Source organism: Sinomicrobium sp. (assembly GCA_029266035.1).
Lineage (GTDB): Bacteria > Bacteroidota > Bacteroidia > Flavobacteriales > Flavobacteriaceae > Sinomicrobium.
Map to the genome: position 1 here is coordinate 31254 of JAJUFH010000005.1, position 12690 is coordinate 43943.

At 41.9% G+C, this 12690-nt stretch carries 9 protein-coding genes; 3 read left to right on the plus strand and 6 right to left on the minus strand.

The features are described from left to right. Positions 1 to 599: 599 nt before the first annotated feature. Complete coding sequence (locus ACYZZR_RS04490) at positions 600 to 2744, plus strand: TonB-dependent receptor (RefSeq protein WP_461532805.1); 2145 nt, start codon at positions 600 to 602, stop codon at positions 2742 to 2744. A 78-nt stretch (positions 2745 to 2822) separates the two neighbouring features. Here the strand turns inward: ACYZZR_RS04490 and fabF are convergent, their stop codons facing one another. Further along, the gene (fabF, locus tag ACYZZR_RS04495) at positions 2823 to 4061 is read right to left on the minus strand and encodes a beta-ketoacyl-ACP synthase II (protein ID WP_461532806.1); all 1239 of its coding nucleotides are present in this window, start codon (positions 4059 to 4061) and stop codon (positions 2823 to 2825) included. 258 nt (positions 4062 to 4319) lie between these two features. On the opposite strand from fabF, the gene ACYZZR_RS04500 reads away from it, so the two are divergent. Then, the gene (locus ACYZZR_RS04500; RefSeq protein ID WP_461532881.1) at positions 4320 to 5147 is read left to right on the plus strand and encodes an OmpA/MotB family protein; all 828 of its coding nucleotides are present in this window, start codon (positions 4320 to 4322) and stop codon (positions 5145 to 5147) included. Positions 5148 to 5300: 153 nt separating this feature from the next. Then, positions 5301 to 6581: a mechanosensitive ion channel family protein gene (locus tag ACYZZR_RS04505; RefSeq protein WP_461532807.1), complete on the plus strand. Its 1281-nt coding sequence runs from the start codon at positions 5301 to 5303 to the stop codon at positions 6579 to 6581. Positions 6582 to 6587: 6 nt separating this feature from the next. Here ACYZZR_RS04505 and menD read toward each other — a convergent pair whose 3' ends face one another. From menD to pdxR, 5 genes are all read right to left on the minus strand, one after another. After that, positions 6588 to 8258: a 2-succinyl-5-enolpyruvyl-6-hydroxy-3-cyclohexene-1-carboxylic-acid synthase gene (gene menD / locus ACYZZR_RS04510; protein ID WP_461532808.1), complete on the minus strand. Its 1671-nt coding sequence runs from the start codon at positions 8256 to 8258 to the stop codon at positions 6588 to 6590. 97 nt (positions 8259 to 8355) lie between these two features. Further along, positions 8356 to 9492 (minus strand): isochorismate synthase, encoded by a 1137-nt coding sequence (locus ACYZZR_RS04515; RefSeq protein WP_461532809.1) that lies wholly within the window; start codon positions 9490 to 9492, stop codon positions 8356 to 8358. 16 nt (positions 9493 to 9508) lie between these two features. Beyond that, positions 9509 to 9931: a PaaI family thioesterase gene (locus tag ACYZZR_RS04520; protein WP_461532810.1), complete on the minus strand. Its 423-nt coding sequence runs from the start codon at positions 9929 to 9931 to the stop codon at positions 9509 to 9511. A 150-nt stretch (positions 9932 to 10081) separates the two neighbouring features. Then, complete coding sequence (locus tag ACYZZR_RS04525; RefSeq protein WP_461532811.1) at positions 10082 to 10993, minus strand: hypothetical protein; 912 nt, start codon at positions 10991 to 10993, stop codon at positions 10082 to 10084. 93 nt (positions 10994 to 11086) lie between these two features. Beyond that, positions 11087 to 12580, minus strand: coding sequence for a MocR-like pyridoxine biosynthesis transcription factor PdxR (gene pdxR / locus ACYZZR_RS04530; protein WP_461532812.1), 1494 nt, complete (start codon positions 12578 to 12580; stop codon positions 11087 to 11089). Positions 12581 to 12690: the final 110 nt, after the last annotated feature.

The following is a 12690-nucleotide window of genomic DNA, read 5'->3' on the forward strand; positions in this document are numbered from 1 at the left end:
CTTTTGTACAAGTAAAAATTTGAGGAAGTTATAGCTTAAAATTTTAACTGTTTGACGGTAAGGAACTTTGTGTGTGCAATTCATTGTACATCGATATGCAACTTTTGTTCCTGTGGTATTCTCATGTAAAATCACGAAAAAATATGGGCCGAAAAATGAATGCTTAAATGATTATTCATATTTTTTGATAAAATTTATACCTTAGCCCTATGAAGTATTTGGCTGTTATTATGGCTGCGCTTTGCCTAAGCTTGGCTAGTGTTCCCTGTTGTACTTTTACCGACGACTGCAGGGACAACGGCATACACCTTGATTGCAACGATACACATAATGAACCCGACGATCACAGTTGTGCTGCCTGTTCTCCTTTTTTTACTTGTAATGGTTGTCCGGGTTTTATACTTCAATCTTTTGATTGCAAGCTTGTGGTGACAGAAAATCCTTCTCCTATAAAAGTCTCTTTTTATAAAGCTAATTCCTATACCGCACTTTTAAAGACTTTGTTTAGACCTCCACGTGTGTCTGCCGCATTTCGTGTCTAATCATTTTTTTTAACCTTATTTATTTTACCCGTGAAACATTGTATTTCTCTCACGATTATGTTGTTATTGGTATGCGGCATAACCTATGCTCAATATACTTTTGAAGCTACTGTCAAAGATCAAACTTCTAAAAATCCGCTATTTGGAGCGTCACTGTTTATTAAGTCGTTAAACAAAGGAACTTCAACCGACAGTAATGGACAGGCTTCCCTTTCCGATATTCCTGAAGGATCGTACACCCTTTTTATCCAATATATAGGATATGAACCCCTGGAGGTCGAACTGTCTTTTCCCCTTCCCTCAGATCGGCAACATCAGGTGTATTATCTGCAGGAATCTCATGAAGAAATGGAGGAAGTAATTATCACTTCTACACGCAGTACGCGAACCATCGAAGATATTCCAACTCGTATAGAATTTATCGCCGGAGAAGAACTGGCCGAAAAAGAAAATATGAAACCGGGAGATATTCGAATGTTGCTCAATGAAAGCACCGGGATACAAACACAGCAAACCTCGGCAACGAGTTATAATTCGAGTATTCGTATCCAAGGTCTGGACGGAAAATACACTCAGCTCCTACGGGATGGTTTGCCCTTGTATTCGGGGTATTCCGGAGGACTCAGCTTGATGCAAATTGCACCTTTAGACCTCAAACAGGTGGAGGTGATTAAGGGATCTTCTTCTACACTGTACGGCGGCGGGGCTATTGCCGGACTGGTAAACCTGATTTCTAGAACTCCCGAAGAAAAACGACAACTCAATTTTATGGCCAACGGAACTTCGGCACTCGGACTCGATCTCAGTGGTTTTTATGCCGAAAAATACGGAAAAATAGGGCTTACCGTCTTTTCTTCTTACAATAAAGGAACTGCCTACGATCCGGCTGATATAGGACTTACGGCTATTCCCGATTTTGAACGCTTTACTCTAAATCCAAAAATGTTCTTCTACTTCGAAAAAACAGAATTACAATTGGGACTTAATTACGTTACCGAAGATCGCTTGGGTGGAAGTATAGACTTTATAGATCGTAAAAGCGATACGGGATATTTTGAACAGAACAACACCGATCGGATTTCCACTCAATTACTGGTAACACATAAATTTTCTGAACGCACAAAACTGCAGATTAAAAACAGTATAAGCCTTTTCAATCGTGACATCAGCATACCGGAATACGCTTTTGGCGGAGAGCAACTGTCATCATTTTCAGAGGTGAATATAGCTGCTTTGGGCGAAAAAACAGAGTGGGTTGGCGGACTTAATCTGTGGACTGAAAATTTTACACAACACCAGGGAGATCCAGAGCAAAATCTCGGTTTTTCAAATACTACTATCGGAGCTTTTGTCCAAAATATCTGGAATATGTCGGAAAAATGGACTCTGGAAACCGGATTGAGAGCAGATTATCAGAGTGATTACGGCGGTTTTATCCTTCCGAGGTTTTCGCTGATGTACGAACCTTCCAAGCGCCTGACTTTTCGGGCAGGTGGTGGATTGGGATATAAAACACCGAGTATTTTTACCGAAGATACCGAGCGTTTACAGTTTAGAGATATACTCCCACTCGACATTGAAAACTGCGAGGCCGAAAGATCGACTGGAATAAATCTGGATATCAACTACCGATGGCCTATATCGGGTGATCTAAGCCTCTCTACAAATGCTCTCCTGTTCTATACCCGAATAGACGATCCTTTGATACTCTCGCTAGGAGAAGATCATTTTTACAGATTTATACAACCGGATGGATATGTAGATACTCAGGGTGTCGAGGCCAATATGAAATGGAGCTACAAAGATTTTAAACTGTTTGTGGGTTATACCTATGCCGATGTAAAACAACACTATGGCAACAGCAAACTCGCATACCCCCTAGTGGCAAAACACCGGCTAAATAATGTACTGATGTATGAGAAGCACGAGAATTTCTGGATAGGACTTGAAGCGTATTACTACAGTCCCCAAAAACTCAGTGACGGAGCCTCCGGGAAATCGTATTGGATCACGGGAATTATGTCGGAAAAGAAATTGGGAGAACATCTTTCCATTTTTTTTAATCTAGAAAATATACTCGATACACGACAAACTCGATTCGACACTATTTACACCGGCAGCCTGAGCAACCCTCAGTTTAGAGATATTTATGCTCCCGTAGATGGCTTTGTAGTGAACGGCGGATTCAAACTGATGTTCTAATTTCTCGTTAAAGAAAATCAAAACAACAGTTGCTCTGAGGTTAGTGCTATATCCTAAAAATCTGTTTGGGGTATAGCACTATACTTCTTTTAAAACCACAGTCGAATTATGTCCGCCGAATCCAAAGGCATTGCTCATGGCTACTTTGACTTCTTTGTGAAAAGCCTTGCCTGTTACGATATTAAATCTCGGGTCGATGGCTTCGTCCAATTGCTCCACATTGATGGTCGGTGGAACGATATTGTTGTTTATCGCTTTTACACACAAAATAGCTTCTATAGCTCCAGCGGCGCCGAGTAAATGTCCAGTCATGGATTTGGTTCCGCTGATGTGTAATTTTTCAGGAAAGCCAAAGGCCTTTTCCACTCCGTTTAGCTCCGCCAAATCTCCGAGTCCGGTAGAGGTAGCGTGAACATTGAGGTAGTCTACATCTTCAGGAGATAATCCGGCTTCCTGTAGAGCCAGTTGCATGGATTTTGCTGCTCCTATTCCTTCGGGGTGTGGTGAGGTCATATGGTAGGCATCGGAGGTCATTGCCGTACCTACTACTTCTGCATAGATTTTTGCTCCGCGTTTTTTGGCATGCTCGTATTCTTCCAATACCAGTGCACCGGCACCCTCTCCCATCAAAAATCCGTCCCGGTCTTTGTCGAAAGGTCTACTTGCCTTTTCCGGATCGTCGTTGCGCTTAGACATGGCTTTTAAAGCTGAAAATCCGCCTATGGAAGCTGAGGTGATACCCGCTTCTGAACCTCCGGTGATAAAAGCCTTGGCCTTGCCGAGCTTGATGTAGTTGTAGGCATCCATTATGGCAGTATTGGAAGTAGCACAGGCAGAAACGGGAGTGTAGCAAATACCCATCAATCCCAATTTCATAGAAATCATTCCAGAGGGCATATTGACTAGCAATTTGGGAATAAAGAAAGGATTGAACCTAGGTTGTCGGTTACCTTCTACATAATTGGTTACCTCGGTCTCATAGGTTTCCATACCTCCTTGTCCACTTCCCCAAATAACTCCTACGTCAAAAGGATCCATTTGGCTTATATCGAGCCCCGAATCCTTCCACGATTGTACCGCTGCATACATCGCGTATTGTGTAAAGAGATCACTCCTCTTGATGTCATTTCTGTCGAGTAGAGTTTGGGGTGCAAAATCACGGACCTCACAAGCGATCTGGGTTCTAAATTGTGAAGCATCAAATCGGGTGATTTTTGAAGCACCGCTCTTCCCTGCCACACTGTTATTCCAAAAATCGTCTACGGTATGTCCCAAGGGAGTTACCGCTCCTAATCCTGTTATTACAACTCTGGTCATATTTAGCTTGACTTTACTGATTTGCGCGCAAAGGTAATCCGTACAGTTGTAATTCAAGCAATAATACGGTAAAAACAGTTTTCTCCAACTTTTACTAAAGGGCATAGAACATCGCAAAGATTGTTGTATATTGCGGAAAGCCTTATACGTTAAAGAAATGTTAAAATAGCATTTTTACAGCTCGGAGTATACAAGATACCCGTGTATAAATCGTTATTAAAGGGACTAAACTTGTAATTCTAACTTATATCAATTATGATCAATAAAGCAATAGCTCTATCCGTATTGGTCGCGGTAGCATCCACTTCTTGTGTTTCAAAAAAGAAATATGTGGCGCTTGAAAATGACCTCAATAACACTAGGAGTGTTTTACAAAAAACAACAGTAGAAAAGGAAGCACTGGAAGATAAGTTTTCCAAAATAGAGTCGAGAGTGGCCGACTACAATGCCAAAATCAGCTCTCTCACGGCCGAAAACGATGAAAAGCTAGTACAGGTAGGCGATTTGGCAGTGATGTCAAACAATACTAAGAAAAAAATGCTGGAAACGCTTTCAAAGGTAGATCCCGCTGAACTGGCCAAGGCTCGTACTCTTGAAGATTCGATCAATATCGCTATTTCATACAATTTGAAGAAGTCTATTACAGATAATTCAAACAGTGAAGATATCGATATCAATGTAGACCAAACCGTGGTGATGATCTCCGTTTCCGACAAGCTATTGTTTAGAAGTGGTAGCTACCAAGTAAACAGCAAAGCTTACGGATTGTTGCAAAAACTTGCTGATGTGATTAATTCAGAACCCAGTATGGAAGTTATGGTAGAAGGTCATACCGATTCGCAAAAGGTAAAGGAAGGCGCTTATATCAAAGACAACTGGGAGTTGAGTGTGCAGCGATCTACCGCTATTATCCGATTGTTGCAAGACAAGTACAAGGTAGATCCTAAACAGCTTATCGCCGCCGGTCGCGGAAGTACTATGCCTATAGCGTCTAATGACACACCGGAAGACAGAGCCAAAAATAGGCGTACTCGTATCGTGATTATCCCAAATCTCGACAAGTTCTTTGCGCTTCTCGGATCGTAAATACATCTCAAATATTTACAATACTACCCGGATTTTTCCGGGTTTTTTTATGTGTATTATCGAGTACAACCTTTTTAGTTATTCTTAAAAAGTTTTTCTTTTCAGTTTTCCAACTTACATTTGCACTTCACAATCCCATCAAAATTAGTTTTTATGCAATTGCAACTGGAATCGGTATTTGAATGGAGTCGTAAATTTTATAATTTTGCCATTGAACAAGGAGTTTCAGAAGGACTCGCAAAACACTTAAATTTATGGGTGAATATACTGGTACTGTGTTTTGTAATATTTCTAATCGATCGATTACTCAAATTAATTATAATCAAGTCGTTTGATGTCTTTTCGGTAAAGACTAAGACAACTTTCGACGATTTTCTGGTGCAGAGTAATTTTCCAAAATACATTGCACATATCATTCCTCTTATCCTTATCATTAAACTCATTCCTATTATATTCACTGATTTCCAAGGATGGAAGGTTTTCTTCTTGAAACTCACCGACCTCTATATCGCCGTTCTTACTGTATGGCTGATTAGGAGTCTACTTCGCTCCATGAAAAACTACCTGCTTACCAAAGAAGCGTACAAAGACAAACCTTTGGACAGTTTTTTACAGGTGTTTATGATCTTTACTTGGATTATAGCCGGTATTTATATTTTTACCATGCTCACCGACAAAGACCCTATGGCCTTTATTACCGCTCTGGGAGCTGCTTCTGCCGTTATTCTACTCATCTTTAAAGATTCTATCTTGGGGTTTGTAGCAAGTATACAGGTAGCTGCCAACGATATGGTGCGTATAGGTGACTGGATTACCGTGGAAAAATACGGTGCAGATGGAGATGTGATGGAGATCAATCTCGCTACGGTAAAGGTGAGTAATTTTGACAAAACCATCACCACCATCCCTACTTATGCCCTCATTTCAGATTCTTTTAAAAACTGGAGAGGGATGCAGGAAAGCGGAGGACGAAGGATTAAAAGATCAATCTATATTGCCGTAAACAGCATAAAATATCTGTCTGAACAAAATGTGGAAAACTTGAAAAGAATTCAGCTTGTAGCTGCCTACCTCGATCACAGACAAAAAGATATTAGTAAGTACAACACCGACAATCAGGCCGATAAAAGTTTGCTGATCAATGGAAGAAACCAAACTAACTTGGGGGTTTTTAGAAAGTATGCTGACTCTTATATAAAAAATCACCCGGCCGTCAATAAAGATATGTCCATTATGGTTCGCCACCTCGCTCCCACTCCCCAAGGGATTCCCCTGGAAATCTATATGTTTTCAAGCGACAGGCGTTGGGCCAATTACGAGCATATCATGGCCGATATTTTTGAGCATCTTCTCGCGGCAGTAAAGTATTTCGATCTCGAAGTATACGAAGCTCCCAGCGGCAAGGATTTGAAAAGACTGTCGCCCGAAAAATAAGAGAGACTACTTCAAGTTCTTAAAATAATCGGTCAGAACCACATCGTTTACGGTTCGAGGTGTAAAGACTTCCAGCAATTTCGGCTGTCCAGTGGGTTCGTAAAATTCGTTGAGTGCCAACTTCAATTCGTCTTCGTTCGAAACCGCAGTATATCCTATGCCGTACATCTTACACAGGTGTTCGGCAGTGAGTTGATGAACAGTTTCGAAATAGGTGTCAAAATTGGGCGTATTCTTATGTCCAGGCAATATGCGAAATATACCGCCGCCGCCATTGTTTACCAGTACAATTCGGAAATCTTCTTTTATATATCGATTCCACAGCGCGTTGCTGTCGTAAAAAAAGCTTAGATCTCCGGTTATCAAGGTAGTGGGGATCGATGTCTTTACCGAAGCCCCTATTGCGGTAGACGTACTGCCATCGATGCCACTGGTTCCGCGATTGCAGTATATCTGCCAGCCTGGTTTCATTTTAAACAATTGGGAATACCTGATGGTAGCGCTATTGCTCAGGTGCAAAACCCTCGGTTCTGGCATGCTGGCAAAAACACTTTCGTACACCTTCATATCGGAAAATGGCTGTTGATTCACATATTTATTGTGGTACAGCTCTCTGCTGTCCCTCTCCCTTCTCCAATAGCTTGCATAGTCTCCTTCTCCTCTTGTCAAAACCGGCATTATTCTGTCAAAAAAAGTATCCGGATCTTCCTTGAAATGATGGGTGAGACAAAAATAGGTGTCGTAGGCTTTTTTAGAATCTATGTGATAATGCCATTTCGGACTGTACTTTCGGAGAAAGGCCTTGATTTTTTTAGATACGATCAATCCGCCAAAAGTGAGTAAGAGATCAGGACGAAGTTTTTCCAACTCCTCCTCTATCTGTTCTACAGGAGCGATAATCTTGTCTATTCCCGGAAAAAAATCAGGGTGGTGAAGGTTGGAGGTCGTCTCGGTAAACACTAGTACAGAAGGGTCGTCCGCCAGTTGGTCGAGCTGGTATTGCGATATGCTTTTGGGGGCATTGACTCCTACCAGTATCAGCTTCCTATTGGCATTATTCCATCGTTCGATAAAAATATCTGTCTCTTTTTCATCCTCTGTTTTGTCCGATGTAAAATAAAGCTCTTCTGCCAAAACTTCTACTTCAGGAGTTTCTACCATCTCGTACAGGGGTTCTTCAAAGGGAACATTGATGTGTACAGGTCCTCTCTCCTTTTCAGCAATGTGCAGCGCCCGTTGTATCTCACCGGCATTATAACGGTCTTCATCCTCGCGAAGATTGGCCGAATACAATATGTGATTGGCATATACATTCTCCTGTCTTATGGTTTGCCCGTCGCCGATATCGATTTTTGAAGTCGGACGATCGGCAGAGATAACCACAAGAGGAATATCGCTGTAATAAGCCTCGCAAACCGCGGGATAATAGTTGAGTAAAGCCGATCCGGAGGTACACACCAAAGCCGTCGGGCATCCAGACTCACGGGCCATACCCAGTGCAAAAAAAGCAGCACACCTCTCGTCTACTATACTGTAACAACTAAAAAAATCGTCGTGTGTAAAACCTATGGTCAAAGGCGCATTTCTGGAACCTGGCGATATGACAATATCTCGAATCTGACTTTTTTTACACCATTGTAAAATATATTGAGCGAGAGGTATTTTTGGGTATATCATTTTTAGTGTTTCTTAAACTACCACAAAAGTAAAGCTCATGTGGTGAAGTAGCAAGCAATCTGTTTAAATATGGCAGTCTATAAGCTGACAGACCAACTTATAGCAATACCTTTCTCATCGTCTCCAGCTTGTTTACGGTTTCCTGCCATTCAGCCTCTGCATCAGATTCGGCTGTAATGCCCCCACCTACATACAAGACTGCTTCGTCTTTAGTAAACTGCATACACCTCAAGTTGACATAAAGCGCTGAATTCTCGTCGATTTTCAAACCTTCAGAAACAAGACTACTCATATTCAGCTCACCGAGAAATCCGGAGTAATAAGTTCGCCTATACCCTTCGTGCTCACAGATAAACTGCAGGGCTTTTTCTCTTGGAAATCCGCATATAGCTGGAGTAGGGTGAATTCCGTGAAGCAAGGACTCCAGCTGTTCGCTTTTAAAATCACTGCCCAGTTCGGCTTCTATATCCGTTTTGATATGCAGTAAATTTCCAGCTTTCTGAGTACTAGCCGGACTTATCTTTAAACGGTTTACTTTATACTTTAAACTTTCTACTATGGCATCGGTAACCAGCTGTTGTTCCCATATTTCCTTGCTTCCCCATACAGCCTCCTGTCCTTCTACAAATTTCTGGGTGCCTGCAAGAGCCATAGTATATAGGTGGTTGTCTCTGATATGAAGCAAAACCTCGGGGGTAGCTCCAAACCACAATCCCACCTTGGGGTGGTACCAGATATAGCAAAAAGCATCTCGATACATATTCAACAAACGCTTAAACACACTTATTGCATCCTTTTGATTTACTGGTATTTGCTTTTTTCTAGATAGTACTACCTTTTCCAGTTTGCCAATTTTTATGGCGGCAATACCTTCTTCTACCAATTTTATGTGTTGTTCTTTGGCTGTAGAATTCCCCTCGAGCTTCTCCAGAGATTTATTATCTTCCACACCCTCCCTTATCGCAGTATACGAGCTGTGCAAAACCTCCGAGCTTGTCGCACTGTCAGATACAGGAATCAATACAGTATCACCTGATTGGTTGAAAGGTGAAAAGACAAATCCGTGTTCGGAATAATCCTCCACTATATGCAGGTTGTCGTCTTTCTGAAGTACAGCGTACAACTCCCCTTCTCTTTGTTTAGACAGCGGTGGTTTTCTATACGCTACAAACGGCAGTTGTTTCTCGTATTGCAGCCGGAGTTTGTAAAAAAAATCATTTTCAGATACCCTCATAATTTACACTATCACATTAACTCATCCTCGCTAGGGCTATAGTGGTAAGTTTGCATACCGAAACGAGATTGTCATCATCATCTCTGAGCATTATTTGCCACAACTGTGTAGTTTTCCCTTTGTGTAATACAGTGGCACGGGCATATACTTTACCCGATGCGACACTCTTTACATGATTGGCCGAAATTTCGATTCCTCTGATTAAAAAATTGCTGGTGTCGAGAAACACAAAACAGGCCGCACTGCCTACACTCTCTGCCAGAGCCACCATAGCTCCGCCGTGCAGTACGCCGTCGGGTTGATGTACCCTGCTGTTTACCGGCATACTGGCCTCTAAATAGTCTTCTCCCACATCGGTATAAGTGATGTTGAGCGTCTCCATAAGCGTACCGCTACATATAGCGTTGCAGCGATCCAGTATATACTGTTTGTTTTCCATTCCGCAAGTATTTCAATGGGTAAAAATACGAAAGAAAGCAGGAAAGCCGAAGTTTACAGGCTATCAGAAATAAAAAAAGCGCAGCACCAAATCGAAATGGTCTTTTAAAACCATAAGGTAAAATGCTGTGCTATAGCTTTTTTGTAGTGCTTATTGGTCTCCGTACAAAATACGAACCGCTGAGGGGATTGCAGGACGAAAATCGTGTGCAGCGCCGGGAACAACATCCAAAGTCCACGCAAAGGGACTCCCTTTATCAGCAGCTATCTGCTCAGAAGTATGGAAAAAGTACTGTCCTCTTTCGTAGCGATTGAGTCCTTGTTCGTCTACAATATCATTGTGTCTCAATCCCGCACTGTCGGGATCCACATCGTTCTCTCCTATCTGAATAATCATTTCTTTGGAAAAATAATCTTCCGGAGCCACTCGTGTTATTGGACTTCCGCCAATACCATAAGGGAATGCAATACTTTCGTCCGGTACTGAATACCAACCAGCAGAAGATGCAATAAGTTTTCTCACTCTCGCTTCGGGTACAGACATGATAAATCGGTGTCCGAACTGAGCTCCGGCAGAATGGGCAAACATATCGTAGGTTTCTGCATGGCTACCAGTTCGCAATTTAATCTCGTCAAATAGGGGTTCTATAATCGAAAAAGCCCACTTAGAGCTGGCATTCAGGCCGCTTGGTGATGGATTATTACCGTTGGAAAACATATTTCCCATATTGTATCCACTCCCTCCCGGGTAAAATTCCTCCGAAAATTCGGGAGCCACGATGATAACTTTTTCAGACTTGGCCGTAGCCGTCCAAGCATCTCTGTACTCATCCCCATTTCTCGACGAACCGTGCATGACAAAAAGTACAGGCATATTTGCAACATCTCCTTCCGGAATATAGTAATACACACGTACAGGAGCATCGCTCAATGGAGCGTATCCGGTATAGCTAAAACTTCCCGCCCCGGAAAGGAGCTCGTTATCGTCTAATGGTGCTGCATCGTTATTGTCACATCCCCACAACACTACAGCGGTCAGTAGAGCAACTAAAATGTTTTTCATAGCTTATGAAATTAAACGTGTAAATTTACGGTACAGGTACCGCCCAAAAGCATACCTGTACTGCTCATCTCTGCATACCAGTAGTGTTCCTTATCAATCGGTGTACTGCTTCACTATCTTATTGTACACCACTGCTATTTCCTTTAGCTTTTTAGAAATCAATTGTTTTCTCACAGCCGCATACCCCAGGATGAGTCCGTTTTGAGGTCTATCTACAAAACACTTGCTATAGGCATGTGCCGTGAGGTGTTTTTCCTTGAGTCTTTTTATAACTTCATGATCGGATATGGGCAAGTGGAAATCTACCAATAAGTGTAAGCTCTGTGCACCGCCCTCTCGCAACTGAAAAGAGGGATGAAATTCGTTCTTTACTATTTCTGAAAAAAGTTGTCTGCGTTCGTCGGCTATTTCTACGACATTTTTGATGTGGTGATACAGATAATTCTTTTCGATAAACTGATTCATCACCACCTGATTGGATGGAGAAACAAAGCGATGTGAATGTTTCTGTAATGCCTTAATCGTATCCATTAAGTAATAAGGCACCACCATATAGCCTAGTCGGATAGACGGGTGCAAAAGGCGGTTGAAGGTTCCCAAGTAAACCGTTCGCTGCTCCTGATCTAAACTAAATACAGAAGGTTCTTTTAGACCCCAGTTGCTCACTTCGTGTTCGTAGTCGTTTTCTATGATGATACTTCCGTGTTTTGAAGCCCATTGTAAGAGTTCTTTTTTGCGTTGTAAACTCATTTTTACTCCGGTAGGATAATGTCCTGAAGGGGTAATATGAACCAGTTTCGGAGAAACAGCAACCTGGGGAAGCTGCATTCCCTCTTCGTCTACCGAAGCTGGAATAATATTGGCTTCCAGACTGCGAAAGATGGAGTGTACATTGGGGAAAGTCGGATTTTCCATCACCATACAATCAGCACGATTTACCAGTGCATTCCCGATGAGATACAGTGATTGTAAGGAGCCCGAAACAATGATAATCTGTTCGTGATGACATCGAACTCCCCGTATCATATTCAGGTACCCGGCAAGATTTCGTTTGAGTACCTCTACTCCGGAAGAATTGGAATAAGACAGTGAAGAAGCCCTTATAGTTTGCCAGTAGTAATTAGAAAGCTTCTTCCATTGGTTTACAGGAAAAATGTCTAGAGGTGGAAGACCTGGTCTAAATGCTATAGCCTCTTCAGAAGTGGTGTTGATCAGGTGTACATTTTCCCTAAAGGCCCTGCCTTTTTCTGAAATTTCGGGATATGTTATATCTTCGGGCAACTTGTAATCAAATAGAGAATTCTTGGCTGCGCTTCTCACTCTGTACCTCGCCCCCTGACGAACTTCTATAAGGCCTTCCAGAAGTAAGAGGTCGTATGCCTTAATCGCTGTACTCCTAGACACTTTCAAATGGGTAGCAAGCCCTCTTGTAGAAGGAAGAGCAGTGCCCTCAGAAAGCTCATTACTCAATATCTTGTTTTTGAGATATTCGCTGATGCGGAGATACAGACTGAGATCAGGACGATAGGTCTTTAAATCGAACTCTCTAAGTACCTTTCTGGTGACGATATCAAAACTGGTGTTCATAATTAATTGCAACTGGTATGCTAAAGATAGTAAAAACTTTAGTCAATTTGGGATGTAATTTTGATTGCGAAAAGACTGTTTATTTTTATTATTGACATTTTTAGATAGAA

Excerpts from the sequence above, each read along its gene's own strand:
- ACYZZR_RS04490 (WP_461532805.1), top strand. The coding sequence starts at position 600 with ATGTTGTTATTGGTATGCGGCATAACCTATGCTCAATATACTTTTGAA.
- fabF (WP_461532806.1), bottom strand. The coding sequence starts at position 4,061 with ATGACCAGAGTTGTAATAACAGGATTAGGAGCGGTAACTCCCTTGGGA.
- ACYZZR_RS04505 (WP_461532807.1), top strand. The coding sequence starts at position 5,301 with ATGCAATTGCAACTGGAATCGGTATTTGAATGGAGTCGTAAATTTTAT.
- menD (WP_461532808.1), bottom strand. The coding sequence starts at position 8,258 with ATGATATACCCAAAAATACCTCTCGCTCAATATATTTTACAATGGTGT.
- ACYZZR_RS04515 (WP_461532809.1), bottom strand. The coding sequence starts at position 9,492 with ATGAGGGTATCTGAAAATGATTTTTTTTACAAACTCCGGCTGCAATAC.
- ACYZZR_RS04520 (WP_461532810.1), bottom strand. The coding sequence starts at position 9,931 with ATGGAAAACAAACAGTATATACTGGATCGCTGCAACGCTATATGTAGC.
- ACYZZR_RS04525 (WP_461532811.1), bottom strand. The coding sequence starts at position 10,993 with ATGAAAAACATTTTAGTTGCTCTACTGACCGCTGTAGTGTTGTGGGGA.
- pdxR (WP_461532812.1), bottom strand. The coding sequence starts at position 12,580 with ATGAACACCAGTTTTGATATCGTCACCAGAAAGGTACTTAGAGAGTTC.